This window comes from Micromonospora sp. NPDC048839 (assembly GCF_040649915.1).
Taxonomy (GTDB): domain Bacteria; phylum Actinomycetota; class Actinomycetes; order Mycobacteriales; family Micromonosporaceae; genus Micromonospora.
Genome location: NZ_JBEZGL010000031.1, coordinates 24,341 through 49,536, shown reverse-complemented (window position 1 = coordinate 49,536; position 25,196 = coordinate 24,341). Strand labels below are relative to the sequence as shown.

The following is a 25,196-nucleotide window of genomic DNA, read 5'->3' as shown; positions in this document are numbered from 1 at the left end:
TCGTACGGACCAAGGAGATACGACGTCAGCGAGCGACCAACACGATTTTCAGCCCGGAACGGGCCGCATCGCCAGAGGCGACAGGGACTAACCCCTTAGGACGGCACAATGCTCGGTTTCAGGTCTGTATTCACGACCCACCGCGAACGTAACCATCTGCAGCCACTGGTTCGGGAACAACTCGACCGGTGGATCGCGGGCCCCAAGTGCTGGGATCCGTCTGCGCTTCAGGAGAATCGGTGGGCGACCATCGGCGACAACGTCAGGGCCCTCCTACTGCAGCACGAGGGGCAGGATGGATCGACGTCAACGCGCGTACGGATCGTCGAAACGAAGCCGGACGGGCAGTGGATCATCCAACTGACCGTACACTCGCCCAACGCGAGAGAGCGGGCGGCGTGGGCCTGGATCGACATCGAATCACCCGACCCCGACAGTGAGGACCCACGCGGCCGCCCCCGCCTCGCAGGCACACCCCGCTTTCTCGCACCCATGCTCGAAATCGTCGATGCCTGGGACGGTGCCGCACGCCTCACGACCAGACCAATCGTCATCCGCGGCGACGAAGTCGACGAGGTCCACCGAGCGCTCATGGACACCGAGCGACGAGGTGTCGTCTTCGTCGCCGGCAACGACGACTCGCTGCCGTCAGTCCCATGGACGAACCGGATCGCCAACCTGACCCGGTTCACCATCGGTATGGCCTCGTGCTATGTGCTGGACGGCGAGGCCACACAGATGCTCAACGACCGGCTCGGGCAGGCCCACGCCGTACTGCCCGGCCGGCTTCGTACCTATCGCTCTCAGGTTCAACCGGACTCCGTCGTCGACGGGCTTCGGCACCGGGTGCTGAGCGCCGAACGGATCGCCGACGACAACGAACAGCCCCGGCTCGCGCGGGTCCTCGCCTCCAACGCCCAACTTCAGGCTCTCGAACAGCCGCTACCCGCATCGGTGGCGCGGGTACACCGGATGCTGGAACGTATCGCCGACGACATGCTGGTGCACCGGCTCGGCGACGTCGGTTCGAAACGGCCATCGCTCGTTCCGTCGCAGCCCCAGGCGGCGGCCGTCGAGACGCGAGAGAGTGGTCGCCGGCAAGATGACGTCAGCGCGCAGCAAGGCATGTTGCTGGACTACCTGAAAGTCAAGGTAGGAATCGATGACCTCTCCGTCGACCGAATCGACGAGATCGTACGTCTGATCGAGGTCGGCCGGTCATCGCAGGAGGCACAGGAAGACATCGCATCCCGCCTCGCGCAGCTCCAAGCCGAACTCGATGAGACACAGAAGGCATATCACGACGTCAAATGGCAGCTGGACGATGAGCAGATCGAGAACCGGGACGCGGTCGACCTTCTGACCCGGTCCGAGGAGACCGTACGGACGCTGCGCCATCGGCTGGCCTCGATGGGGCAAGCTGAGGTGGCCTGGACGGCGCAGCCGGCGGATGAGGATGTCTTTCGGCCGGGTAGCTTCGGCGAGTTGCTCCGTTGGCTACCGAAGCTCAAGCACGTCGTGTTCACCGGCGATCCTGACCACGCTGAGGACCTCGACAGCAACGACCCCCTGGGAGCCTGGGCTTCGAAGACGTGGGACGCGTTGTTGGTGCTTCATGACTATGCAGTGGCGAAGGCGGACGGGCGCTGGGGCCGCGACGTGCACGGCTTCCTTGAACACACCCCTGATGGCTGCCACGAATGGCCGACGCGACGGCACGCCCGCGATGAAAGCGAGGAGGTGCGAACCAACCCAACGTTCCGGAGTAGGCGCGTTCTGCCCGTGCCAACCTCCGTCGTTCCGGTTGGACAGGCCTTCATGGGAGCCCATTTCAAGATCGTCCAGTTCGCCATGATCAGCCCTCGGATGCACTACTACGACGACACGGCGCAGAGCGGCCGGATCTATGTCGGTTACATCGGCCGGCACCTACCGACCGGACAGACGAACTGACGGCACGCGAAGGCTAATTGCTGGACACGACATGGAGGGCTGGAGCATCCACTGCTGGCTCGGGTCGTACACCTGTCAGCTGGTGGCGCGGTAGAGCTTCACCCCGCCGCTGGCATCCGGTGGGCTGGCGACTGCGGCGTGGTCGTTGACGAGCCACGGCGTGAGGCCGGGAGCGGTTTCCCGGTCCTCGCCGGTGCGGCCGTCGAGGACTACGGGGCCGTTCGCCGTGCGGCCGTAGACGGCTCCGTGCCAGGCGGTCGTGACGGTGGGGGAGATGCGGTTTGCCTTCTTGTCGGGTAGTTCCCAGAGCCACTTCCCGCTGTCGTCGAAGGCGCCTGCCCAGTCCTGGCGTTGGTTCTGGCAGATGGTGACGCTGCGGCCGTCGTGTAGGCAGGTGATGTTGTAGGCGGTGCTGCTGGTGGCCTTTGACTCGTCGAGGAGGCGGCCGGTGGCGGCGTCGAGGAGGCGGAAGAACTGCTTGCGGCCTTGCGACGCTCCGGTCGCGGTCACGATTTTCAGGCTGCCCGGCTTGATGGCGATCGTCTCTGCCGGCTCGGTATGCCAGCGCTCGGCACCGCTGTCGATGGCGAGCGCACGTGCCACTGCACTCTTGGCGTCGGTACCGACCGCCACATCGCTAGCGATGGCACCGAGGATGAAGTCCGGACGGCGCCAGACCTCGCGTCGATCATCAAGGTTCACGGCGACGGTGTCGGTGCCGACCTGGGCGACGACCACGGGGCCGTGCGCGCCGACGACGACCGGGTGCTTCCGGGTCAACGTGTGCTGGTCGTCGTCACTGGGCTCGATCTCGATGCGTTGAGCCTCATGCCCGGTGCCGGCATCAGCGGCGAGGACTTCGATAACCGGGCGCGGCGGTGTCGTGCCTTGACCGGGCGCGGTGGTGGCGAAAGCCGTCACCACACGGCGCTGCGCACCGAGGTCGGCCAGCACCGGCGGTTGGGCGGGGTTGCCGCCGACGAACGGGTTCTGCGTCGACGGCGACAGCGCAGGCTCGTGCGCGGGTCGCAGCGTGCCGGTGACCGTGCCGGAGGTGACATCAACGATTTCCAGCCGGTCCACCGATGAGATCCAGACGCGCTTCCCTTCGAGTAGCACTGGTAGCGACTCGACGCGTTGTCCCCCCAGGTTGATCTTAGACAACGACGCGCTGTCAGGTAGCGGGATGGCATCAGTCGTGTCGAAGGTGCGCGGCGGGTCGAAGGTCGGGCGCTCGCTCGGCGCGCTTGCGGTCGCTTGGGTTGGTGGCTGTTGCGCCTCCGGTGCGGTTCCGCAGCCGATGGTGGCGGCAATGACGCCCAGGCTCACGCCGAACACGCCCAGATTTGCTTTGCGCACCGCGTCACGTCTCCCCGTCGCCGTTTGGGTACAGCCGGGAAGTGTAGCGACTTTGGTCTACTCTTCGTGTCCCGACCGTTGCGGCCCGAAGCCGTATTTCGTAAGGGGCGGGAGAGGGGTAAACCGAAATTTTGGGAGGCCGCTCCAAGGTCATCAGTACGTCAAGGTGAGCTCTTTGCCGGCTGTCCGTCCACAATCTTTTCCGTTACAAGGCGTCGGATATGACGTTCGGACACGCCTGCGGCCAGAGCCAACTCCGCCATGCTGGCCAGGGGACGCTCGGCACGCAGCCGGGCTTCGACGTCTGCCGTCCGCTCCGTGCGCCCCGTCATCCGCCTGCGTCGCCCGGTTCCCCGCAGGGGCGGCGCCACCTGACTCGTCGTCCGGCCGTCGGCGCCCCTAGCCTGCTGAGCTTGCTTCGCCTCAGTCGCGAAGTCCGACGGGCGCGACTGCGGTGGCAGCGTAGACGTAGCGTCGAAGCCCGGCGGTTGCTTCGGGCGGGTGTCGTCTGACGTTCGATGGTCGTTGTGTGGGGCCGGTTGCGATCTCGTCAGCATCTCTACGACCAGCAGCAACGCCACCGCTGGCCACGCCGCCACGATCCGAGCGCCGAGGCTCGGCTCGGCGGCGGCGATGTTCGCCGCCACGCTGGCCGCCATCCCGACCGCGAAAGCCGTCCGGGCCGACCAGCGCACCCTCCGGCCGGCGCGCTTGTCCTCGACCATGGCCGCCGACGCGACAACCAGCATCCCGTCAACCGACAGCGGAAGTACGTAGGCAACCTCGGGACGCTCACCGAATCTCAACGCCACGGCGAGCATGTGACTCCACGACGACCAGGCAGCAATTCCGGCCACCGCCACCGTGCTCACGTCTCGGGCAAGCCGGGTCGGCGTCATCGAACCACCCCCGGCCCGAGCCGTCGCTCGATCGCGCGAACCTCGACGGGGTCCACAGACGGACGTCCGCCGATGTCCAACCGCGTCTGGACATCAACCCAACGCCGCCAGCGGTCGACGACTTCGCCCGCGTCGAGACCGGTCGCTTTCGCAATGTCCGTCAGGTCCGCGCTAGCCCGCAGCGCGGTGTGGATCATCGTGGGTTGCCAGCGAGTCCACCAGGACGGCAACGCGTCCGGATTCCGGCGTCCGAGCCGCGGCATTCTCTTGAAGATCAAGAAGGAGTTGGAACGGGTTGATCTCTTCCGCATCGGCGAACCAAATCGGCGGTTCGGTCGGTCGGGCCGGGTTCATCGGGCACCGCCCGATCCGCGTGAGCTGGGCAAAGTCAGCGGTAGCGGGTCACCGGCGATCGTGGCGCCGTGGTTCGCATGGTGGTACCTCCGGCCCACCAGCCGTTTTCCATGGTCAGCCATGCTGCCGACGATCCGGGCGAACCGCATCGAGGTCTGGCCCGACACCCTCAGTCCGCAGACACAGGCTTACGTCCACCGCCGCATCACCGAAGGCCTCAGCAAGCAGGAGATCCTGCGCTGCCTCAAGCGCTACATCGTCCGCGACGTCTGCACCGCCCTACGCGCCGACTTCGCTGCCCTCGCCCCTCGACCTCCATAGGAGCTTCGGGATGGCAGCAGCGTCGGGAGGCTCGTGCGCTTGTTGCGTACCCTGCTGCCTAGCTGACCGGACAGTGGAGGCTCGATGGTTGCCAACGACCCAGTTAGGGTGAAGCCATGAAGTCGATCAAGAAGTTCCAGGTCACTTTCGACTGCAAGGAGCCTGGGCGCGTCGCTCGATTCTGGTGCGAGGTGTTGGGGTACGTCTTGCCGCCACCACCGGAGGGGTTTGCCAGCTGGGAGGACTACAACCTCGCCCTGCCGTCCGAGCAGCGGGACGCATGGTCGGCCTGCATCGACCCCACCGGCGTCGGCCCGCGACTGTTCTTTCAGCGCGTCCCAGAAGGCAAAGTCGTAAAAAATCGGGTACATCTCGATGTGCGGGCCGGTGCCGGGCTCGTGGGCGCCGAGCGTCTGGCCGTACTTGAGGCCGAAGGCGCACGGCTGATCGCGCTCGGCGCGACACCTGTGCTGCTGCAGCATGCCGATGAGGAAAACGAGTCGTGCTACACGCTGCAGGACATCGAAGGCAACGAGTTCTGCCTCGACTGAGTGCCGCACATGCCGGCTTCGCAGTGGGCGCAGTCCGCATCTGGTCCACAAGAGGTCGGCGGACGGCGGGGGAGTGGTGTGAGGGTTCGAGTCCCGCCCGCCCCACCACGTAGTTCCCCTGGCCAGCCATGCTGCCGACGACCTCGGGCGAACCGCGTCCAGGTGCAGCCCGCGCCACTGGATCATGAGGCCGCTCGGGTTGCCATCAGCCGTGGCGGCAGCGAACTGGGCCAGGTCGCGCAGCCGCAGCGACGACCGTCAGTAGCAGTCTTCAGGTCTCGCCAGGACAGTGCCTGAGCTACCCCCGGTAGCTCGGAGGACGATCTGCTGGGCTGCTTGGGCGGGCGTGAGGTGCGTGGTGTCGACGACCTCGGCCTCGGCATGCAGCCACGTGCGGGCCGCCTCGGCGTAGGGCTCAAGGTACGTGAGGCGGAACGGGGAGGGGACGGGGTGTTCCCCCTCGATACGCCTGCGGAGGGTGTCCTGGTCAGCGTGGAGGACGAAGTGCCGTACCGGTATGGCGTGCTGGGCGAGGCCCCCGCTGATCTCGCGCCAGTACTGCTCCACCAGGACGGTCATCGGCATCACCAGAGTGCCGCCGGTGTAGTCGAGCACGCGGCGGGCGGTCTCGACGACGAGCGGCCGCCACGGCGGCCAGTGCTGGAAGTTGTCCGTCTCGGGCAGCCCTGGCGTGATGTCCATGAGTGTCTCGCCGACCTTCTCGGCGTCGAATACCCGTGAATCCGGGATCAGTTGCTGCACGAGCGCACTGGTCGTCGTCTTGCCCGCGCCGTGGGTGCCGTTGAGCCATACGATCACGGGGCACACTAACGCGGGTGAGCAACCGGGCGACGTCCTGAGGCGGGACGATCGCCAGCGCCACGACCTGAAACTCCGCCATGGCACGCCCCGCCGGTCAGGTTTGGTACAGCACCGCCCGGTAGCCCCACAACGCCGCGACGATCAGCACCGCGATCCCCGCCGTCAACGGCCACCAGCGACCACGCGGGCGGGCGAGGGCGACGACGACGGTCGCCACATACAGCACCGCGACGACAGCCGTCCAGAGCGTCGCGGTGGACACCCGATCGGCGATCCGGCAGCCGGCACGCGCGGGCAGGACGGCCGCGCAGATGTCATAGCGCGGCACGGCCAACCACCAGAAGGCCGCCACGGCGGTCACCGCTATGACGGTGGCCGCCGCGACCCCAAGCCACGAGCGGACGCGTACGGGCATCTTCACCTCCGCAGGCCCATTCATGGCCGGAAATATATCCGCCGTCTTGTTGGCACACCGTGCAGGTGTCCACTTTCGGGTGACGCGTACGACCCGCGCCTGCCCGAGTCTGGAGCGGTGGCGATCGAGACGCCCGGACGAGTCCAACCATGCGAGGCCCCCCATCAATTACGGCTGCCTCCGGGCTGGTGCCGCTCGCTGACAACCCGAGGACCGAAGAGGAGATCGAATGAGTACGCGACCACGTCGAACCCGACGCTGGCCATGGTTCGCGGCCGGCCTGGTCGTCTTGATACTGGCCGCGGCCGCGGTGCCGGTCCTGGCGTTCCCGTCGGTCGCCGCGACCACCTGCCCCCGCTGCTACGGGCTGGTACCGGTCCAGGACGGACTCTATTCCGAACGCGGTCTGTCGACTGCCGACCGGCAACGGCTCATCGAGGTGTACCGCGAGGCGAATCAGCGGATTGACAGCTTCTACGAGGGGCGCGAGAGCGCACCGACCGTACTCGCGTGCTTCACACCCGGCTGTTACGAGCGGATCGGTGGCGGCGGCGAACGGGGGATCGCGGTGCTCAACCAGGCGTTGATGCTCTCGCCGCGCGGTATCGACCCGGTGATCGCCACACACGAGCTCTCGCATGTCGAGTTCCATGTGCGGCTCGGGTCCCGACGTGATCAGATCCCCCAGTGGTTCGATGAGGGACTTGCCGTCCTGGTCTCGGACGACGCGCGGTATCTGTTGCCCCGGACCGCCCCGGACCGCTGCCGCAATGCCTCATCGGAGCCGCTGCCACGGACGTTGCACGCGTGGCTGCGCGCCGCCGGGGCAGACGAGGAGGTGTACGCCAAGGCCGCCTGCCGGGTGTACCAGTGGGTCGACGCGCACGGTGGGGAGCCTGCCGTGCTCGACCTCGTCGACCGACTCAACCGCGGCGAACGCTTTGCCGCGCTCGTCGAGGGCTGAGTCGTCGCCGGGGCACGCCCGGACCCGTCAGGTGTCACGGCGCACGATCAGCGCCCAGGCGGTACCGACGAACAGCAGCGCCCAGCCGGCGAGCACAAGCAGGCCGGTTAGGCGTGGTCCCGTGATCAATGCGAAGATCTTCCAGATGAAGCCAGCCAAGAATCCGTGGTGGCAGACCGCCAAGACGCCGAAGCAGGCTTTCGTCCGGGGAGCCGTCTGGCTCTTCCTGGCCATTGGGTGGATGGTCGTGGCCATCGGAGACCCCACGCCGTGGCGTTGGGCATTTGCTGCCCTGTGGGCGGTCGTCGGTGTGGGCTACCTGGTGTCGGCCGTATTGCTGCGGCGACGGCAGCGCGACTCAGGATAGGGCAGGGCCAGAAGCCCCGGTTCTGCACTACCGCGTCAATCCGATGGTGGCGGCCAGCCGAGCAACGTCGGCCGCACCGGGGCCGGCGCGGATCACGGCGGTCAGCGCTGCGCGGGCCACGGGGCGAATTCGTGTCTCCCAGGTGGCGATCCGGTCGGCGGCGACCAGCGCCCGGCCGGCGGAGCGCGGGTCGCCGAGGTCCAGGTAGGCGTGCGTGATGTCGATCAGGTGGGCGGCCCGGTGTTCGGCGGGGAGCAGGTGCCAGGCGTTGCCGCCAGTGACCCGTCGGTGAGTGGTCACGGCCGATTGGTGGTCGCCGGACCACGTCGCGATCAGGGCGCGGGCGAGGTCGACAGGTGTGGGGCCGCATCCCACGCCGTCGCAGTCGTACTGACGCTGGCCGTCGGCGAGGTGAGCCGCTCGCTGGGTGAGTTCGCCTGCTGCGCTGGCGTCCCCGCCGACGGCGGCGGCGAGCGCCGCTTCGATCAACAGGGTCCCGGTTACGCCGGGCCGGCGGACGTGGGCCGGTGCCAGGTCCAGTTGGTGTACGGCGGCGACGGCGGCCGTCATCGCCAACCGGCCTCGCCCCAGGGCTCGCAGCGCCTGCGCGAGAGAGATCGCCGCGAGGCCGGCACGCGAAGGGTCACCGGAGGCGGCGGCCATCGCCCGATCGGCGGCCAACCAGGCGAGGTCCGCCTCGCCGAGCTTGACCAGCACCTGGGCGGCGAGCCGGTACACCCGGACCAGCAATTCGGCCGTGTCTCCCGGGTGTGTGCGGCCGTCGCCGAGCAGGTCGGGCAGCAGTCGTAGCACCTGGGGAAGGTGACCGTTGCGGTACGCCGTCCACGCGTACCCCGCTTGGGCGTCGAGCTGGGCCAACGACGGCGCCGGCTTGCCGCCGGCGCTCTGGTCGTAGCGGGCCAGCGCCGCGCGGAGGCGTTCCACGTCGCCGCCGGTGTCGGCGACCGGCTGGCGCGGGGCCTTGCCCGCGAGTAGGACGTCCGGTGCGACACCGAGGGCGGCGGCGACCGTCTCGATCACCGAGAGCCGATCGAGGGTACGCACTCCTCGCTCGACCTTGTCCACCCAGCTCTTCGACCTGCGGATCCGATCGGCGAAGACCTGCTGGCTCATGCCCCGACGTGCTCGCAGCTCCGCCATCCGCCGCCCGATCGGCGGCTCGTTGCCGTTGCGGCGGCCGGTCCCGGTCATCGCTCCCGCCCCGGTGACGGCTCGATGGCCTCCGTGGATTCCCCGCAGCGCGGGCACCATCGCGACTTGACCCGGAAGGCGAGGAGCCCGAGCAGGAAGCCCGGCACCAGGCCGCCGAACACGATCGACACGACGTCAGAGGCCATGCGCACGCTCGCTTTCTGATGAGGCCGGAGGCCGGCAGGTCGCCACATCCGCTGCTCACGCTGTGGCGAGGATCCGTGGCCGACAGTCATCAGCGTTGCGCATCACGTGATGCAAGGCAAGACAATGGCCATGATCGACACGCCGAGCACATGAGTCAGGGCACGGCGAAATGCGAGTCAGGGTGCAGAATCACGACATGCCTCGATTTACGCCAGCGACACCGCGCTCTCGGCGACTGGGCCGGGAGCTACGCAAGCTCCGCGAAGCGAAGGACCTGACCGGCGAGGCCACAGCGGCGATCGTGGACTGCTCACCGTCACGGATCAGTCGGATCGAGTCGGGTGAGATCAGACCTCGGGTCGGTGACGTGATGGAGTTGCTTGTCGCGTACGGCGTCAAGATCGACGAGGAGCCGGGGACCTCACTGCTCGACCAGGCGCGCGGCCTGCGTGAGGACGGCTGGTGGCAGCGCCTCGGTGGCAAGTACGCCACCTACATCGCGTACGAGATCGAGGCCGTGGAGCTCAAGAACTTCGAGCCGATGCTCGTGCCCGGTCTGCTCCAGACCGAGAGCTACGCCCGCGAGGTCAACGTCATCGGCCGGGAGACCGACCCGGAGACCATCGACCAGCGGGTTTCTGCCCGAATGACCCGGCAGGAGGTGCTGCGTCGGCAACCGACTCCGCTGCGGATGCACGCCATCCTCTCCGAGGCGTCGGTTCGCACCGAGGTCGGCGGCCCGGATGTGCTGCGTGAGCAACTCGATCACCTGGTCACGCTCAGTCGGCTGCCGAACGTGACGATCCAGGTGCTGCGCTTCGAGGCCGGCGCCCACCTGGCGATCAGCAGCGGCTTCGCCCTGCTCAGCTTCGAGCGGGACGAGCCGCCACTGGGCTACATCGAGACCCTGGCCGGCGAGTTGTTCCTTGAGTCGAGCCGCGACCTGGCGCGGCTGTCGGCGGCGTACGACAATCTGAAGACGCTGGCGCGGTCACCCGCCGAGTCGATCAAATTCGTCAAGGAGCTGAGCAAGCATGGAACGTGATGCCTGGCGCACGTCGAGCCGTTCCGGCAACAACGGCCAGTGCGTGGAGGTGCGCGACCGGCGCGTCCAGGTCGATGTCCGCGACTCCAAGGCGCCCGATGCCGGGATGCTGAGCTTCGCGCCCGCCGCCTGGGACGCGTTCGTCGGCACGATCAAGGGAAACGCCTGCCGCCCCTGACCCGCCGGCCCGGTGGCGTGGTTCTGGCTGTGGTCGCCACCCCCGGAGCCACCCGCTGGGGACGAGGTTGCCCCTCACTGCCCAGCCGGGACCTCTTCGCCCTGAGCAGTCGGGCCAGGCCGGTCAGGCCGGACCGGCCGTTCGGCTCAGGAGGGCTTCGTCGGTAGCCGCTCGGTGCCCTGCAACGTGGCGGTGTGCCGGTCGAGGATCACAGTGGAACGGCGGGAGAACTCGCTGAGCAGGCGCAGTTGCTCGTCCGAGTACTCCTCGATGAGGGCGAGGTAGTCGCGGCTGAACTCGTCGAGGGTCTGTTGCAGGCGCTCGTACGCCTCGCCGCGGACCAGCTCGATTGTCACCTTCCGTCGATCGCCGGGATCGCGCTGCCGGCGCAGGAAGCCGGCCTGTTCCAGCCGGTCCAGCACCGCGGTGATGGCGCCCCCGCGGGTGAGGCCGATCTGGCGGGCGAGGCGGCCGGCGGGCATGGGTCCGTCCTTGTCGAGTACACCCAGGCAGCTGATGTCGGTCACGGTGATGCCGCCCCGCGCGGCGAGGGCGCCGTGGAACAGGACAGCGGCCTGGGCCGACGAGCGCTCCAGGCGGTACAGGTCGGCCACCAGCTCAACCCGTGACAACGTCGTTGACACCCGGCATCCCTCTCCATAAAGTCTCGGAATTAGAGAGAATCTAAAACCGAGCAGATCGTCTTGCGAGAAGCTCTAGTCTCGTGCATCTGCTTCGACCCTAGCAAAAGTCGGAGGACTGACTTGATTACCGACGTCGCGCCCCAGCGGAGTGATGCCCGCCCGTGGCTGGCCTTCGCCGTTGTGCTCACCGCCGCCTTCATGGACCTGGTCGACGGCACGATCGTCAGCATCGCCCTGCCGCGGATCCAAGCCGACCTGGACGCCGGCTATGCCGCCGCGCAGTGGATCCTGGTTGGCTACTCGGTCACGTTCGCCCTGGTCCTGATCCCGGGCGGCCGCCTCGGTGACGTCTACGGCCGGCGCCGGGTCTTCCTGATCGGCATCGCGGCGTTCACCGTCGCCTCGATCGTCTGCGGCGTCGCCACGACCGCCCCGGTCCTGGTCGTCGCACGCCTGATCCAGGGTGTCGCCGCCGGCCTGATGGTCCCGCAGGTGATGTCGGTGGTGGTCATCCTGTTCCAGAACGCCGAACGGGCCAAGGCCTTCGCCCTGTACGGCGTCACGCTCAGCCTCGCCAACGTCAGCGGCCCACTGCTCGGGGCGCTGTTCACCGAGTACAGCGTCTTCGACCTGGGCTGGCGGGCGATCTTCTACGTCAACGTGCCGGTCGGCGTCCTCGCGCTGCTTGGCGCGCTGCGCTGGCTGCCGGAGTCGCGCTCGGAGGCCCCGCTGCGCGTCGACGTGGCCGGCATCGTGCTGATCAGCCTCGCCTCGTTCGCCCTGATGTTCCCGGTGATCCAGGGCCGGGAGACGGGCTGGCCGACCGGCATGATCGTGCTGCTGGCCGCCGCGGTCCCGCTGCTCTGGGGGTTCGCTGTCGTGGAACGGCGGCAGGACAGGCGCGACGGCTCCGCCCTGGTCCCGCCGGACCTGCTGCGGCAGCGGTCGTTCGTGGTCGGCCTGATCGTGCTGCTTATCGTCTTCTCCACGCTGGCGTCGCTGTTCCTGGTGCTCAACTACACGCTGCTGACCGGCTATGGATGGAGCCCGATGCGTACCGCCCTGACCGGCCTCGGCTTCCCCGTCGGCATCTTCCTCACCACCGGCGTGGCCCAGCGGTTCACCACCACCCAGGGCCGCAGGCTCATCCAGATCGGGCTGACCGTCATGGCCGCCGGCATGGTCCTGCTCGTGCTCATGTTCACCCGCGGGGGAATGACCGTCACGTTCTGGCAACTCGCTGCGCCGGTCCTGGTGATGGGCCTGGGCATGGGCCTGTGCGTCTCCATCGTGACGACAGTCGTGCTCGCCGACGTCCCGGCGCACAACGCCGGTGCGGGCTCCGGCGTGACAAACGCGGTGCTGCAACTGGGCGCGGCCGTCGGTGTCGCCATCGTCGGTGCCATCTTCTTCTCGCTGCTCGAGTCCCGCAATTTTCCGGACGCCGCAGGAACGGCGCTGTCGTACAACGCCGCAGTCATCGCCCTTGCCGTCCTGCTCACTCCCTTCCTGCCGGCGGCCGCCCGCGCTCCGCAGGCTGCGGAGGTGTAGACGCCTGTCCCGGCTCTTTCTCCTTGATCCTCACCTGCCGTCGCAGGAAGAACAAGACTGTTTCTTCGTCCGCGATGTCGGCAGTCTTCGTGGCATGGGCGCTGACAACCAGGCAGTAGATCTTGCTCGCCGTCTGTCTCATGTGCGGTGGCTCGGCGGGGGCACCGGGTCAGGCAAGAGCACCCTCGCCCACGCCCTGGCCGAGCGCTACGACGTGCTGATCTACGACGGCGACCGCGCGGAGCGCAGCTACGTCAGCCGGTGCACCGCGCACGAGCAGCCGTACCTCTGGGCGTTGCTGCACGCAACGCCCGCGCAAAATTGGAACAGCCGTAGCGCCCAGGAGATCTTCGAGTCGATGCCGAGCCTGCACGGGGAGACGTTCGGGTTCGTGGTCGACGACCTGCTCTCGATGCCCGCTGAGCGTCCGGTCGTGGTCGACGATTTCCGTACCCTGCCCGGCGAGGTCGCTCCGCTGCTGACCTGGCCGGAGCAGGCGGCCTTCCTGCTGCCCACGCCGCGCTTCCGGGATCGGGCCCTGCGCTCCCGGTTCGCCGACGCCAGGAGAGCCCACGCGAACTGGGGAGACAGCGACCACGGCGAGGCGCTCACCCTGCGACTGGGTCGCGACGAACTGTGGGACGCCGAAGTCCGCCGCCAGGCCGGCGAGCTGCACCTGCCGGTGGTGTCCATCGACGGCGCGCGTGACATTGACGACCTTGTCGATGACCTCGCACTCCGGTTTCGGCTGGGCCACCGCCTGGCCGTGTCGCGCGGGACTCCGGCGTCCGCAAATGGTCAGGACGGATCGTAGGCCGCCAGGCACGCTTCGAAGGCGGCCAGGAAATCCAGCAACTGACGCCGCGCGGCGTCGTCGGGCGTGCGGTGGTTCAGGAATGTGGACGTGACGAGTTGGGAGCGGTCCTCGACCACCTCGATCAGCTCGACAAGGTGAAGCCACGCGTCGGCCACCGTGGCCGACCCGACGCGACGGCACCACTCCTCGATGTGGGCGGGATCGGTGGAGACGGCGTCGATCCCACAGCATCCGAGGACACACTCGACCTCGCAGAAGATGATGCAATCGCGCAGGGACGGCGGTATGTCCACCGAAACTTCCCGCATGCCGCTCCCTCGCGTGAGCCTGCCGTGCTGGTGCCGGGCAGCCAACCACAGTTGCTGGCATCGACTCAACCCACGGTCGTGACGCGCCCGACCGAGCCGCCCTCAGCCGAGGTGCAGCAGCAGGACCTGGTCGTCGCGGAGGTCGGAGATGCTGTCGCGCAGCAGCGTCAGCCCGTCCAGACCGGCCGTGCCGCTCTCCTCGAACTCCATTCCCATCTCATTGAAATGGGCGGTCAACTCCTCCGCGCGGTGCCTGCCGGGGTCGAGTTGATCCAGGAGTTGCCGGTGGGCTGGCATGATCAACACGGTGAAGCCGAGCGCGCTGTTGATGGCATTCGACTCCGCGTCGAACTCCGACTGCTCCAGGTCGATGCCGCGCTCCTCCAGGTAGGTCAGGACGTACAACATGCAGTACCCGGACCAGTCGTACTCCTGGCGCGCCGGGCTCCCGTGCTCCGCCAGGTACGAGTGGAGCGACGATGACGATATGGCGGCCAGGCGGGCCAGCTCGGTGACGCTGTCCCTCGGGACCACGGTCAGTGACGCGATCGCGGACATCACACCCCCTGTCGTACGACTCTGCCGCTGCGGCTGTCAGTCGGCTCGCCGGGCAGGCTACTGGGAGGGGGTGACACGCTGCGGACCCCAGGGACGACCCACATCGGTTCGGTTCAGGAGTCGGAGCCTTCGATGCGGACGGCGATGCCGTCGAGGATCAACTCCAGCCCGAGGGAGAAGTCCGCGTCGGCGATCGTCGCGTCGGGAGTGTCGGACGGTGGCGCCTCGAACAGGGGCGAGGAGAACAGGCGGGCCACCTCGGGGAAGCGGGCGGGATCGACGAGCCGGGCCAGCGCCCGGCCGTATTCGCGTTCGGCGTCGGCCTGCCCCTTGCCTTCGGCCCTACCCTCGGCGAGTTCGCTGTACTGGCGTACGGACTGGGCCACGTAGCCGCTGATCAGGGACAGCGCGCCGACTTTGTGTGCCCAGTCCAGGTGGGTGCGGGACATGATCGCCAGTGCGGCCTCCATCCAGGCGATCTGGTTCGGCCCGGCGGGCGGCCCGGAGGCGGGCACACGCGTCAGCCAGGGCCGACGCTGGTACACCGAGCGCTGCGCGAAGGCCCAGCGGCGCAGCCCTTCCCGCCAGTCGCCGGTGTCGAGTCGTGGTGGTTGACCGAGTGCGGCGTTGGCCATGAGGGTGAGCAGTTCGTCCTTGGATCCGACGTGACGGTAGAGCGACATGCTCGTGAAGCCGAGGCTCTCGGCGACCTTGGGGAGCGTCACGCCGCCCAGCCCGTCGCGGTCGGCGATCGTCACAGCCGCGGCGACGACCATGTTGACGTCGAGGGCCGCAGGCCGCCCGAGCCGCGACGACTCGGGCATCCCCCACAGCCGGCGCAGTGGCGCTGGAACGAAGTCCTCGCTGGTCATGGGCTCTCACGTTCGCCCCGGACAGTCACCGCACCATCATGCCAGACGCAATTAGTGTGCCTGTGATACTTTCTGCACGCAACTAAATCAGGCGAGCGGGGGAGACGAACGTGAGCATGCACACCGCTGTGCGGACATCGAGAGGACCGGTGCTGCGCACCGAACGCGCCCTCGCCCCGGACCTGGCCCGAGGAGCGATGCTGCTGATCATCGCCCTGGCCAACGTCGTCGGAGTCGTCTTCGCCGGCGAGCCCGGTTTCGACGCCACCCCCGAGGGCGTCGACCGTGGCCTCAACCTCCTGCTCTTCGAACTCGTCCATGCCCGCGGATATCCGGTCTTCGCCGTGATGTTCGGCTACGGACTCGTCCAGCTCGCCCACCGCCAGGACGCCTCCGGTGCCACGCCGAAGCAGGTCCGCTCCGTGCTGTTACGCCGTAACCTCTGGCTCGTCGTGTTCGGTTTCGCGCACGCCGCACTGCTGTACTACGGCGACTTCCTCGGCGCGTACGGGATCGTCGGGATCGCGATGACCCTGCTCCTCCTGCGCCGCAGCGACAGGTTCCACCGGATCGCGCTGGTGCTCTGGGCGCTGGCGACAGTCGAGGTGCTGGTCATCGGCGCCATCGTGGTCAGCGCCATCCTCGACGCCTCGGGCTCGTCGGCGCCGCTGCCGTCGACCCACGTCGACTCCCTCGCCGCGCCCGGGTACGCCGCAGCCATGCTGGACCGCCTCGGCGAATGGCCGATGCACACCCTCACCGTCCTGCCCTTCATCATGATCGCCTGGCTGGGCATGTGGGCCGCTCGCCGTCGCGTCCTCGAGGAACCGGCCCGCCACCGGACCCTGCTCACCTGGACCGCCATTCTCGGTCTCGGTCTCGCCATCGCCGGAGGCCTTCCGGCCGCCCTGGTCAGCGCCGGATGGCTGCACGTCGACGAGTCGGCCGCCAGTCTGGCGTTGCTGCTCCACGGCGCCAGCGGCATGTTCGCCGGACCGGGCTACGTGGCCGTCTTCGGCCTGATCGCCATGCGGGCCACGCGGTCCGGCCGTGTCGTCGGCGCACTCTCCGCCCTGGGTCAGCGGTCCCTGTCGGGGTATCTGTTCCAGTCCGTGGCCTGGCTCGTCCTCCTGGCACCCTTCACGCTCGCCCTCGGCGACCGTTTCGGCAGCCCCACGGTGACCGGCCTGATCATCGCGGTCGCCGTCTGGCTCGCCACCGTGCTGATGGCCCGTCAGCTCGACAGGCGCACGCGACCCGGTCCCGCCGAGATCGTCCTGCGCCGCCTGACCTACCGGCCCCGGACGTGATGTCGGCACCGTGAGCCGGGCCGCGACCTGGCGCGGCCGCCGCCGGCGTACGACAATGTGCGGACGTCGGCGCGGTCGATCACGCAGGACGGCCCGACCGCGAAGAACGCAGGGGGAGTACGCCGACCTGACCCAGCAGGACGTTCACATGATGCACGGCACGCGCGGCGAGTTGATCGAGCGCCTTGCCGAGGCGGTCGGGTCAGTCGCGGTCGCCCACCCGACCCGGGTCGCCATCGACGGACCACCCGCCACCGGCAAGACCACCCTCGCCGACGAGTTGGCGGTCGCCCTGCGCGAACAGGGCCGCGACGTCATCCGTGCCACGATCGACGATTTTGTCTACCCCCGGGCACAGCGCTATCCGCGCGGCGAGTACTCGGCCGAAGGTTGTTACTACGACACCCACGACTACGACGCCCTGAACCGGGTCCTGCTGGATCCGCTCGGCGCGGGCGGAGATCGACGCTTCCAACCCGCGATCTACGACCACGCCGCGGATGCTGCGCTGTCTCCGCCGGTCACGACTGCCCCGGCCGCCGCCGTGCTCGTCTTCGACGGCGTCTTCCTCCTCCGCCCGGAACTGATCGATCGGTGGGAGCTGCGCATCTTCGTGTCGACGGCACTGGAGAGGACCGTGGATCGTGCCGTGATCCGGGAGCGCCGGGTGTCAACTCGGGCGGCCGTCGAACGACGCTGGCGCGAGCGTTACATCCCCTCCCAGCAGCTCTACTTCGCTACCGCGCGCCCGGCCGAGCACGCGGACATCGTCGTACACAACGACGAACCCGAACTGCCGGCGTGGGAGATCGCCAGACGTCTCACGAGCCCCGAACGGCCCGCTGGATCCATCCCGCCCTAGGGGTCGCCGGGACTCTGCTCGCGGGTGCGCCTGATGCTGGCGACCTCGCCCCTGATGGGCAGCCAGTAGAAGGGGATGAACGCGATGACCACGATGAGACCCACGACCGGATGGAGAGCGCCCAGCGCGGTTCCGGCGGCGATCCAGACGGGCGCGGGACGGAACCGTCTGCTGATCGCCCAAGCGGTGTCGTTGTCGGTGGTGGAGGTGAGCAGGCGCCGGCCAGACCTGGCGTACTCCCAGATCACATTGAAGAGGAGAGCGGCCACCTCGTAGGTGGCCCCGTAGAAGATGAGTGCCGTTGTCTTGCCCTCGCCGGACTCGAACGCGTGGGCCAGGAGGGATGAGGCGAACGGCAGGAACGCGATCACCATCAGCAGCAGGGTGTTGAGCAGGAGCAGCATGCGGTCGGCGGAGCGGATGTGATCGAACATGACGTGGTGGTTCACCCACATCTGCCCGATCAGCAGGAACGTGATCGCATAGGCCACGTAGGAGGGCCACAGCTCGACGAGGCCGCGAAGGAGGTGCGAAAAGTCCTCCGGCGGACGGATCTCCAGGACGAGCAGAGTAACGGCGATGGCGATGACCGCGTCGCTGAACGAGACGACCCGCTTCGGATCTCGCTCGGCCCCGATCGGGATGCTGGACCTGGTCGCGTCCTTCCTGGAGGCGCGCCGAGCCGCGCAAAACCAGCGCATGAGCCTCCCCCAACTTTCCGGTGCCGCCGGTTTCCCGCCGCCGCAGGAACCAAACCGCCGGGATACCGCCTGCCGTCGGGGTCGGCCTCCGAGCCGCGCTGCGGCCCGACCGGGAGACGAGTGCCCCTTGGCACCGGCGTTCGCACCGCGGGGCACCATGTGTGCCGGACGCATGGTTGTCTGGATCCGGCGTCAGAAACACATGGGGGAGCACACCGTGACCGAGCCTTACCAAGCCCAGCAGCCGCAGTCTCCGTACCAGCCGGGCGGCCCGGTTCACCCGCCACAGCAGTACCAGCCGATCGGGCAGCAGGACCCCGGGTCGGGCCAGCCCGGCCACCTGCCACCGCCGCCGGCCGGCGCGTCACGCCGCAAACCGCTGCTGCTCGCCGGCGTCGCCTTCGTCGCCCTCCTGATGCTCGTGGCCGCCGGCTTCACCGTGTACGAGGGGTTCATCAAGGAGGACTCCGGGCTCGCCGCCTGCAAGCGGCTGGCTGAGGGCAAGAGCCCGGACGGCAGCGTCAAGGGCTCCGGCGACCTCAAGCTCACCGAAGCCGAGTATCGGCAGACGCGGGAGGTGTTCGAGGACTCCCGGTACGAGGACATTCGCAAGCACGGCACCACGCTCATCGACATCGCCTGGCGGATCTCGCAGCTGCCGAAGGGGCAGGAGTCGGATGCGTTCGGGTTGCTCACCGCGGCGGGCACCGCGTCGACGGGACTTCAGACGGCATGCGCCGACCAGGGTGTGATCATCAAGACGAACGTCGAGTAGCGTCGCCGGGTCAGCTGTGCAGGGTGTCGCTGGGCGACTGGCCGTGCGCTGCTCGATAGTCGGCGGCGAACCGGCCCGTGTGTGGGTAGCCCCAGCGGAGCGCGATCTCGGCCACGGTGGTCCCCTGGGTCGGATCGGCTCCGAGCAGGTCGTGGTGGGCCTGGTTCAGCCGAGTGCGCCGTAGGTACGCCATCGGAGTGGTGCCCAGCTGGCGGCGGAACGCCGCCCGGAGGGCGCGGGGCGTGACGCGGGCCGCCTCGGCGATCTGGGCAGCGGTGATCGCTTGGTCGGAGTACGTCTCGATGAACGACACGGCACGGCGGACCGGGCCGGTGGGCAACGGGACGGCCTCGACCCGGTGCGACATCGTCATCGCGGAGTTCGGGAAGACGGCGAGCGCGGCCGAGGCGACCTGGTCGATCGCGGCGCCGACCACGAGCGGGCTGCGGAGCGGCTCCGACGGCCCGTTGAAGAGGTCATAGAGGTGAATCGTGGTGCTGTGCCAGAACTGACCCATCTCCCTGGAGACCGGCGTGATGGCCTCGAACCGAAAGTCAACCGGGTCGATGCCCGTCCGCTCGATGGCGGCCTCGGTCACGGTGCGCGGGTCCAGGTTGACGCAGTAGATGTCGAAATCCCGGCAGATATTGGTGAACGGGCGGCCGGTCGGGTTCAGGAGCACCTCGCCGCGACCGGTGCGCGTCTCGTCCCGGCCATCCCGTGTCTCGACCTGCCCGTGCAGCACCGAGAGGAAAATCAGGTCGGTCAGTGGCTCGAGGAAATGACCCTCGATGTCCGCGCCGCACCGCACCCGACTCACCAGGACCGGCCCCGCATCCAGCGACTCCTGCTGATAGGTGAACTGCCCGGTGACGTTGTGCGACCGAAGTTCGATCCCCGCGCACTCCTGGCTGATCAGTTCGTGCGCCCCCGAGACCTCGCGGGTCTCGTACCTGCGCCGGATGGGCGAACCCACCGCGTCAGCACCGTGCTGCATGCCGGCTCCTCGTTACCAAGCTGGGGCCGTCTGACACGTCTGCTTGGCGACGCGCGGATTGGTCGGAGTGCTTGGAATGTGAGGACGGTCCACTGTCCTCAACGACGGCAAGCGCCCGCCGACATGGGTAGAAACCTACCCGCCACAGCGACGACGGAAACCTTGCTGTCCATTATCCGCACTAGACGGGCCAGACAACGCCGACCAGAGGCACCAAAAGAGGCCGCTGCGGGCCGGACGTGGTAGTTCCGAGAGAGCGGATTTCCGCTATGGACCAGTCCGTACCACGGGCACCTGCCAGGCGGACGGCGTCGATCGTCCCGGACGGCCGAAACGCCGCGCCGAACACGCTCCGCGCCGGACCAGGCGCCGGGCGGGTAGCCGCACCCGGTGTCGGCCGCGCGCCCGAGCGACACCAGGAGACCCCACCATGAGAACCGCCTACGGGCTGCACATCGAGGGACTCGACGAGGTCGTCGAACTGGACGCCGACACCTGCCCACCCGTGGGAAGCCGACCGGTGACCGTACGGCAGCGGCACGCCGTCCCACCGCCGCCCGCGCCGTTGAACGCCGACCGGATGGTCCGGATACTCGCCGACGGCCGTACCCTCGACGTGAACCGGGTCAGCGGCAGCGCCACCTTCTACGGGCCGCCGCTCGCCGCGGACCTGCTCGCCCACCCGTACCTCGCCCCGGTGGCCGTGGTGGTCAACCGTTGGGCCGAGCGGGAGACCTTCCACGCCGGCGCGTTCGTCCACTCCGGACGTGCCTGGGTGGTGCTCGGCGGTCGTACCGCCGGCAAGAGCACACTGCTCGCGGCGCTCGCCGCCCGGGACGTGCCGGTGCTGGCCGACGACATCGTGGTCTGTGCCGCCGGCGACGTGCTCGCCGGTCCACGCTGCGTGGACCTGCGAGAGCCGATCCAAGGTCTCGGGTTGCCCACCCGGGTCGTCCGCGACGACAGCCGGCTTCGGCTCACCCTGCCCGCCGTCACGCCCCGCCTGCCGATCGGCGGTTGGATCTTCCTGCACTGGAGTGACCAGCTCGCGGTGACGCCGGTCGGTCCGACCGAGGTGCTGGCCCGCCTCGTCGCCCGTCGATCCCTGCCCGAGCTGCCCTCCGACCCGAGCGCGCTGCTCGCGCTCGCCGCCCGGCCGGGCTTCGACCTGACCCGTCCCCGCGACTGGGCGGCGCTCGATGCCACCCACCGACTCCTCGGCGCTGCGCTCAGCGGGTCGCTGCCGTGAAGGCCAGCCCCGGCCGCACCCTGAATGCGCTGGCCCGGCTGATCCGTGGCCACGGACCACGCGGTGTGGCCCTGGCGGCGTGGACGATGCTCGCCTGTCGGCGGGTACGGCACCAGCTCGCCCACGGCGGGCTGAGCGCGGTACGCCTCACGGCGCCCCCGTTGGGCGGTACCGACACGGTGGTCCAAGGGGCGCTGCGCCGCAGCGGTGGCAACTGTCTGGAGAGCGCGCTGGTGCGGCAGCGCTGGTTCGCCGGACGGGGGGTGCCGCGGACCGTGGTGATCGGGGTCAGCGCGCCGGCTGCCGGTTTCCACGCCCACGCCTGGCTCGACGGTGACCCCGACCCACACCGGCACGGGCTGGCCGAGATCCTGCGGCATCCGATCCCGTCGGCCTGGCTGCGCTGACCGCTGCGCAGCCAGCAGGATCGTCAGGGGGACCGGCCGACCGGGGTCGCATCGTCGCGGACCCCGATCGGCCGGCCGATCGGGCCGACCCAGGGTGAGTGGCTCGGACAGCAGGGGGTAAAGGTGGGGAACGGGGATTGACGTTGCCGACTGAGGTTGTCGGCAACCCGACAATCTTGGCCGAAAAAACACGTAACCACATTGACACGGTCATGCTGCTCACTCCGGAGACCGCCTCGGTGCAGCCCGGAGATGCAGGATCGAACTCGATTGTTGCGTAGCAGCGAACCACCACGCGACCTGTAGTTCGTGAAATGGCCAGTCTTGTACCGGAATTGGATCGACTTGTCGGCTCGGCGTGTCGAAGCCCCGGAGGATGCCGCGACAGCGGTCTGGAAGTCTCCGACAGGCCGTTGCGAACCACCGCATGGCACGTTCAAACAGATCGGGCCGGATCGACGGCCGACGGAGGTGACGGCCCATGCCGTGGACGGGGAATGTTGACGGGCAGGAGCCGGTCAGCCGAGACGTCGTCGAGACTGACGACCCAGAAGAAGCACACCACGTGATCGCGCTCCAGTACGGGGAACACCGGGTGCGCATCTCCGGACCACCCGCGCGATTCCGCTACCGGCAGGCGACACTGCGTGTCGAGGACCTGGAAATCGGCGAATCTCGATACACCATGCGGAACCGCGCCGAGTCGTTGCCCTATCGCGACTTCACCGCCGTCACAGTGACGCACGGCCGGTACGCCGTCCGTACCGAGGACGACGAGTTGCGCCTCGGCCCCAACATGACAGGTCGGTACCCGGCTGCGGGTGCGGTCCACCTCATCGACGATCTGGGGGCGGTCTTCGTCCGGCTGCCGATGCAACGGGTCGCGGCGGCCGCCTCCGTCCGCACCGGCCTGCCCATCGCGAACTTCCGGTTCACCACGATGGCACCCCTGTCCCCAGCGATGGCCCTGCTCTGGCAGTCGGTGACGGCGTTCGCCCGGCGACAACTCGCCGTCAACGCGGTGACCGCCAGTCCACTGGCCCGCGCCGGCCTGGTGGACCTGCTGACGACCACCGCCGTCGCGGTGTTCCCGAACACCACGATGACCATCAACTACCTGCCCGGACAGGCGGGTGTCGGCCGCGCGATCGTGCGCCGGGCCGCCGAGTTCATCGAGGCCCACGCCGCGTCACCGTTGACCGTGGGCCGGATCGCCGAAGCCTGCGAGGTCAGCCAACGCGCGTTACAGGTGGCGTTCCAGCGTTACCACGGGCAGACCCCGATGGCCTTCCTGCGTGCCGTCCGATTACGCCAGGCGCACTGGGACCTGCAACACGCCAAGCCGGGGCAGGCCGTGGCCGAGACGGCCCGGCGTTGGGGCTGGACCCACCCCGGGCGCTTCGCCCAGGCGTACCGCGAGGCGTACGGCTGCCACCCCTACGACACTCTCCGCGCGACGAGCGCATCGGTGCCGGTGGAGCCGGGTCAGTGACGAACGCCCGCCAGCACCCGGACCGGGACGCCGAGCGTGTCGGCTGCCCTGCTGTGGCGATGAGATCATCCTGCGGGTTCGGCTAACCGGAGATCGACGAACGGGATTGTGTCACCGTCGAGCACGTACCTGTCGATCTCGACATAACCGTGCCGTTCGGCGAACCGTAGGCCCTCCTCGTTGGAGGCCAGGACGACGGTCTCGATGACTCGGGCGCCGATCTCGTGGGCCGTGGTGAGTGCCTCGTCGTACAGCTGCCCACCGAAACCCCGTCGGCGGTGCTCCGGCAGCACGCGGACGATGACCGTCGCCGTCGCCTGGTCGTCCATTGGCGGTCGGACCGTCGAGCAACCCACGAGGGTGTCGCCGTGATAGGAGACGTTGAGGCGGTTGCGGTCGGCACGTGCACGGATCTCGTCGACAGAGAGCGGGCTGGTCGGGATGATCAGGTTGTGGACGTACTGCCAGTCCGAGCAGACGGCGTCGTCGCCGTCGGGCCGCACCGCCTCGAAGCGAAGATCACGCATCCGGACAGGCTAGCCGGGCACTATCGTTCTGGCGTGCACATCCACTTCGACGTCCCCGCCGATCCCGCCTACCCGGGCCGCGTGGCCGCCGTGCTCAGCCGGGTACGCCTGCGCCGGTACGGCATCATCGGCGCGGTGCTGGTGGCGGTGGGGGCGATCGGCCTCGCCGTCTCGCGCGGCTCCGACCGGGCCGACCAGATCTCGCCGCTGTTCACGGCCGTGGCCGTGGCCGGTCTGCTGTCGATGCTGTATTCGCCGTGGGTGCGGTGGCGCGCCCGGCGCCGCTCCAGCGGTTACGCGGTCGAGGGCGCCTACGACATCACCGACAACAACATCATGATGAGCAGCGGCTCGCAGTCCAGCGGCATCGCCTGGGATGGGGTAAGCCAGGTGAAGGACACCCCCGAGTTCTGGATCGTGTTCGTCGGGCGGATGCCGGCGACAGTCATCCCACGTCGCCTGATGTCCGCCGAGGACGACGAGACGCTGCGGGCCTATCTGGCCGAGCGCGGCCTGCTCCAGTAACCACCCCGGTACGGCCGTCGGCCCGCAACGTCGAGCTGATCACCGAGGCGGGCGCGTCAGGGGGTGAAGGCGCGGCGGTAGGCGGTGGGCGTGGTGGCGAAGGCTCGCCGGAAATGGGCGCGCAGGTTGGTGGCGGTGCCCAGCCCGGTCCGTCTGGCGACCTCGTCGATCGTGATGTCGTCGCTTTCCAGCAGCCCGCAGGCCGCGCGCAGTCGTTGCTCGGTCAGCCATGCCTGCGGGCTCAACCCGAACAGTTGTCGAAAGTTGCGGTGCAACGTGCGGGTGGACTGAAGACCCTGCCGGGCAAGGTCCGCGACGGTGATCGGCAGGTGCAGGTTGGCGGTCGCCCAGGTGGTGACGGCGGCCATCTCCACGTCGTCCCCGCTCGTGTGGGCGGGGACGAACTGCGCCTGACCGCCCGCCCGGTGCAACGGTGTGACCATGAGACGGGCGCGCTCGATGGCCACGTGCTGGCCGTGGTCCCGACCCACCAGATAGAGGCACAGGTCGAGGCCCGCCGCCAGCCCGGCGCTGGTCAACACCTGTCCCTCGTCGACGTACAGCGCATTGGCGTCGACGGTCACCTCGGGGTGTTCGCGGGCCAGCGCCTCGGCGTGCATCCAGTGGGTGGTCGCCCGCCGACCGTCGAGCAGGCCGGACTGGGCCAGTGCGAACGCGCCGGTGCAGATCGAGGCGATGCGGGCGCCACGCCGGTACGCGTCGCGCAGGGCGTCGAGTGCCTGAGCCGGCGCTGGTCCTCGGCGGAAACCGGGAACGATCACGGTGTCGGCGTCGGTGAGGGCGTCGATCGTGGCATCGACGGTCAGGCCCAGCCCGGCGGTGGTGGTGGCGACCGCGCCGCCGTCCGGCGAGCAGACGGTGGTCGCGTACCGGCCCCCGCCCTCGTGGCCGAAGACGTGTGTCGCGATGGTCAGGTCGAAGGCGACGACGGGTGGCAGGGCCAGTACGGCGACCCGGTGCGTGGCCGATTGCTTATGCACAGTGGCGAGGATG

General features: G+C 68.7%; 29 protein-coding genes and 2 pseudogenes. 16 read left to right on the top strand and 15 right to left on the bottom strand.

The annotated features are described in order from the left end of the window. Positions 1-108: 108 nt before the first annotated feature. Positions 109-1,953 carry a hypothetical protein gene (locus AB0C25_RS34980; RefSeq protein WP_357379240.1) on the top strand — a complete coding sequence of 615 codons (1,845 nt, stop codon included), beginning with the start codon at positions 109-111 and terminating at the stop codon, positions 1,951-1,953. A 75-nt stretch (positions 1,954-2,028) separates the two neighbouring features. Here the strand turns inward: AB0C25_RS34980 and AB0C25_RS34975 are convergent, their stop codons facing one another. The 3 genes and pseudogenes from AB0C25_RS34975 to AB0C25_RS34965 form a co-directional block, all read right to left on the bottom strand. Continuing rightward, positions 2,029-3,312, bottom strand: coding sequence for a hypothetical protein (locus AB0C25_RS34975; protein WP_357379238.1), 1,284 nt, complete (start codon positions 3,310-3,312; stop codon positions 2,029-2,031). Between the two features lie 161 nt (positions 3,313-3,473). After that, on the bottom strand, positions 3,474-4,211 hold the full coding sequence (locus AB0C25_RS34970) for a DUF2637 domain-containing protein (RefSeq protein ID WP_357379236.1): 738 nt from the start codon (positions 4,209-4,211) through the stop codon (positions 3,474-3,476). Continuing rightward, positions 4,208-4,565 (bottom strand): annotated as a pseudogene (locus tag AB0C25_RS34965) (hypothetical protein). Before AB0C25_RS34965 ends, AB0C25_RS34970 begins: the two are co-directional and overlap by 4 nt. 174 nt (positions 4,566-4,739) lie before the next feature. Between AB0C25_RS34965 and AB0C25_RS34960 the strand changes: the two are divergent. Together AB0C25_RS34960 and AB0C25_RS34955 are read left to right on the top strand one after the other, a co-directional pair. After that, positions 4,740-4,886, top strand: a pseudogene (locus tag AB0C25_RS34960) (IS110 family transposase); the annotation flags it as partial. A 116-nt stretch (positions 4,887-5,002) separates the two neighbouring features. After that, positions 5,003-5,437, top strand: a complete 435-nt coding sequence (locus tag AB0C25_RS34955) for a VOC family protein (protein ID WP_357379234.1) — start codon at positions 5,003-5,005, stop codon at positions 5,435-5,437. 258 nt (positions 5,438-5,695) lie between these two features. Here the strand turns inward: AB0C25_RS34955 and AB0C25_RS34950 are convergent, their stop codons facing one another. Together AB0C25_RS34950 and AB0C25_RS34945 are read right to left on the bottom strand one after the other, a co-directional pair. Next, positions 5,696-6,256, bottom strand: coding sequence for an ATP-binding protein (locus AB0C25_RS34950; RefSeq protein WP_357379232.1), 561 nt, complete (start codon positions 6,254-6,256; stop codon positions 5,696-5,698). 97 nt (positions 6,257-6,353) lie between these two features. Beyond that, on the bottom strand, positions 6,354-6,698 hold the full coding sequence (locus tag AB0C25_RS34945; protein WP_357379230.1) for a hypothetical protein: 345 nt from the start codon (positions 6,696-6,698) through the stop codon (positions 6,354-6,356). 205 nt (positions 6,699-6,903) lie between these two features. Here AB0C25_RS34945 and AB0C25_RS34940 point away from each other — a divergent pair, with 205 nt between their 5' ends. Together AB0C25_RS34940 and AB0C25_RS34935 are read left to right on the top strand one after the other, a co-directional pair. Then, the gene (locus tag AB0C25_RS34940) at positions 6,904-7,638 is read left to right on the top strand and encodes a hypothetical protein (RefSeq protein ID WP_357379228.1); all 735 of its coding nucleotides are present in this window, start codon (positions 6,904-6,906) and stop codon (positions 7,636-7,638) included. A gap of 121 nt (positions 7,639-7,759) precedes the next feature. Beyond that, entirely contained in the window at positions 7,760-8,005 is a 246-nt protein-coding gene (locus tag AB0C25_RS34935) for a hypothetical protein (RefSeq protein ID WP_357379226.1), read from the top strand. A gap of 27 nt (positions 8,006-8,032) precedes the next feature. Here AB0C25_RS34935 and AB0C25_RS34930 read toward each other — a convergent pair whose 3' ends face one another. Then, on the bottom strand, positions 8,033-9,217 hold the full coding sequence (locus AB0C25_RS34930) for a helix-turn-helix domain-containing protein (protein ID WP_357379224.1): 1,185 nt from the start codon (positions 9,215-9,217) through the stop codon (positions 8,033-8,035). Further along, positions 9,214-9,363 carry a hypothetical protein gene (locus AB0C25_RS34925; protein ID WP_357379222.1) on the bottom strand — a complete coding sequence of 50 codons (150 nt, stop codon included), beginning with the start codon at positions 9,361-9,363 and terminating at the stop codon, positions 9,214-9,216. Before AB0C25_RS34925 ends, AB0C25_RS34930 begins: the two co-directional genes overlap by 4 nt. A gap of 197 nt (positions 9,364-9,560) precedes the next feature. On the opposite strand from AB0C25_RS34925, the gene AB0C25_RS34920 reads away from it, so the two are divergent. Together AB0C25_RS34920 and AB0C25_RS34915 are read left to right on the top strand one after the other, a co-directional pair. After that, complete coding sequence (locus tag AB0C25_RS34920; protein WP_357379220.1) at positions 9,561-10,409, top strand: helix-turn-helix transcriptional regulator; 849 nt, start codon at positions 9,561-9,563, stop codon at positions 10,407-10,409. Next, on the top strand, positions 10,399-10,587 hold the full coding sequence (locus AB0C25_RS34915; protein ID WP_357379218.1) for a DUF397 domain-containing protein: 189 nt from the start codon (positions 10,399-10,401) through the stop codon (positions 10,585-10,587). Before AB0C25_RS34920 ends, AB0C25_RS34915 begins: the two co-directional genes overlap by 11 nt. A 146-nt stretch (positions 10,588-10,733) precedes the next feature. On the opposite strand, the gene AB0C25_RS34910 is transcribed toward AB0C25_RS34915, so the two are convergent. Next, complete coding sequence (locus AB0C25_RS34910; protein ID WP_357379216.1) at positions 10,734-11,231, bottom strand: MarR family transcriptional regulator; 498 nt, start codon at positions 11,229-11,231, stop codon at positions 10,734-10,736. A gap of 120 nt (positions 11,232-11,351) precedes the next feature. Here AB0C25_RS34910 and AB0C25_RS34905 point away from each other — a divergent pair, with 120 nt between their 5' ends. Both AB0C25_RS34905 and AB0C25_RS34900 read left to right on the top strand, forming a co-directional pair. Continuing rightward, on the top strand, positions 11,352-12,782 hold the full coding sequence (locus tag AB0C25_RS34905; RefSeq protein ID WP_357379214.1) for an MFS transporter: 1,431 nt from the start codon (positions 11,352-11,354) through the stop codon (positions 12,780-12,782). Between the two features lie 94 nt (positions 12,783-12,876). Beyond that, a complete protein-coding gene (locus tag AB0C25_RS34900) occupies positions 12,877-13,596 on the top strand; it encodes a hypothetical protein (RefSeq protein ID WP_357379212.1) in 720 nt (239 codons plus the stop codon). Here the strand turns inward: AB0C25_RS34900 and AB0C25_RS34895 are convergent. The 3 genes from AB0C25_RS34895 to AB0C25_RS34885 all read right to left on the bottom strand — a co-directional run bounded on the left by AB0C25_RS34895 (position 13,581) and on the right by AB0C25_RS34885 (position 15,337). Next, entirely contained in the window at positions 13,581-13,952 is a 372-nt protein-coding gene (locus AB0C25_RS34895; RefSeq protein ID WP_357379210.1) for a DUF6331 family protein, read from the bottom strand. The genes AB0C25_RS34900 and AB0C25_RS34895 overlap by 16 nt on opposite strands. 57 nt (positions 13,953-14,009) lie before the next feature. After that, positions 14,010-14,465 carry a hypothetical protein gene (locus AB0C25_RS34890; RefSeq protein WP_357379208.1) on the bottom strand — a complete coding sequence of 152 codons (456 nt, stop codon included), beginning with the start codon at positions 14,463-14,465 and terminating at the stop codon, positions 14,010-14,012. Positions 14,466-14,578: 113 nt separating this feature from the next. Further along, positions 14,579-15,337, bottom strand: coding sequence for a TetR/AcrR family transcriptional regulator (locus AB0C25_RS34885; RefSeq protein WP_357379206.1), 759 nt, complete (start codon positions 15,335-15,337; stop codon positions 14,579-14,581). Between the two features lie 116 nt (positions 15,338-15,453). Here AB0C25_RS34885 and AB0C25_RS34880 point away from each other — a divergent pair, with 116 nt between their 5' ends. After that, positions 15,454-16,647 carry a DUF418 domain-containing protein gene (locus AB0C25_RS34880; protein WP_357379246.1) on the top strand — a complete coding sequence of 398 codons (1,194 nt, stop codon included), beginning with the start codon at positions 15,454-15,456 and terminating at the stop codon, positions 16,645-16,647. 148 nt (positions 16,648-16,795) lie between these two features. Continuing rightward, positions 16,796-17,509 carry a uridylate kinase gene (locus AB0C25_RS34875; RefSeq protein ID WP_357379204.1) on the top strand — a complete coding sequence of 238 codons (714 nt, stop codon included), beginning with the start codon at positions 16,796-16,798 and terminating at the stop codon, positions 17,507-17,509. Here AB0C25_RS34875 and AB0C25_RS34870 read toward each other — a convergent pair. Further along, positions 17,506-18,210 (bottom strand): TMEM175 family protein, encoded by a 705-nt coding sequence (locus AB0C25_RS34870; protein ID WP_357379202.1) that lies wholly within the window; start codon positions 18,208-18,210, stop codon positions 17,506-17,508. The genes AB0C25_RS34875 and AB0C25_RS34870 overlap by 4 nt on opposite strands. Before the next feature lie 217 nt (positions 18,211-18,427). Here AB0C25_RS34870 and AB0C25_RS34865 point away from each other — a divergent pair, with 217 nt between their 5' ends. Next, positions 18,428-18,985 (top strand): hypothetical protein, encoded by a 558-nt coding sequence (locus tag AB0C25_RS34865; protein ID WP_357379200.1) that lies wholly within the window; start codon positions 18,428-18,430, stop codon positions 18,983-18,985. Positions 18,986-18,995: 10 nt separating this feature from the next. On the opposite strand, the gene AB0C25_RS34860 is transcribed toward AB0C25_RS34865, so the two are convergent. Next, positions 18,996-19,982, bottom strand: a complete 987-nt coding sequence (locus tag AB0C25_RS34860; protein ID WP_357379198.1) for an AraC family transcriptional regulator — start codon at positions 19,980-19,982, stop codon at positions 18,996-18,998. Between the two features lie 430 nt (positions 19,983-20,412). Between AB0C25_RS34860 and AB0C25_RS34855 the strand changes: the two genes are divergently transcribed. The 3 genes from AB0C25_RS34855 (at position 20,413) to AB0C25_RS34845 (ending at position 23,130) form a co-directional block, all read left to right on the top strand. Further along, positions 20,413-21,231 (top strand): hypothetical protein, encoded by an 819-nt coding sequence (locus AB0C25_RS34855; RefSeq protein WP_357379196.1) that lies wholly within the window; start codon positions 20,413-20,415, stop codon positions 21,229-21,231. Continuing rightward, positions 21,228-21,638 carry a lasso peptide biosynthesis protein gene (locus AB0C25_RS34850; protein WP_357379194.1) on the top strand — a complete coding sequence of 137 codons (411 nt, stop codon included), beginning with the start codon at positions 21,228-21,230 and terminating at the stop codon, positions 21,636-21,638. The genes AB0C25_RS34855 and AB0C25_RS34850 overlap by 4 nt, the downstream gene beginning before the upstream one ends. 565 nt (positions 21,639-22,203) lie before the next feature. After that, on the top strand, positions 22,204-23,130 hold the full coding sequence (locus AB0C25_RS34845; protein ID WP_357379192.1) for an AraC family transcriptional regulator: 927 nt from the start codon (positions 22,204-22,206) through the stop codon (positions 23,128-23,130). 65 nt (positions 23,131-23,195) lie between these two features. Here AB0C25_RS34845 and AB0C25_RS34840 read toward each other — a convergent pair whose 3' ends face one another. Beyond that, positions 23,196-23,657 (bottom strand): GNAT family N-acetyltransferase, encoded by a 462-nt coding sequence (locus AB0C25_RS34840; protein ID WP_357379190.1) that lies wholly within the window; start codon positions 23,655-23,657, stop codon positions 23,196-23,198. A gap of 33 nt (positions 23,658-23,690) precedes the next feature. Between AB0C25_RS34840 and AB0C25_RS34835 the strand changes: the two genes are divergently transcribed. After that, positions 23,691-24,182 (top strand): YcxB family protein, encoded by a 492-nt coding sequence (locus AB0C25_RS34835; RefSeq protein ID WP_357379188.1) that lies wholly within the window; start codon positions 23,691-23,693, stop codon positions 24,180-24,182. Positions 24,183-24,238: 56 nt separating this feature from the next. On the opposite strand, the gene AB0C25_RS34830 is transcribed toward AB0C25_RS34835, so the two are convergent. Next, a complete protein-coding gene (locus AB0C25_RS34830) occupies positions 24,239-25,183 on the bottom strand; it encodes a DJ-1/PfpI family protein (protein ID WP_357379186.1) in 945 nt (314 codons plus the stop codon). Positions 25,184-25,196: the final 13 nt, after the last annotated feature.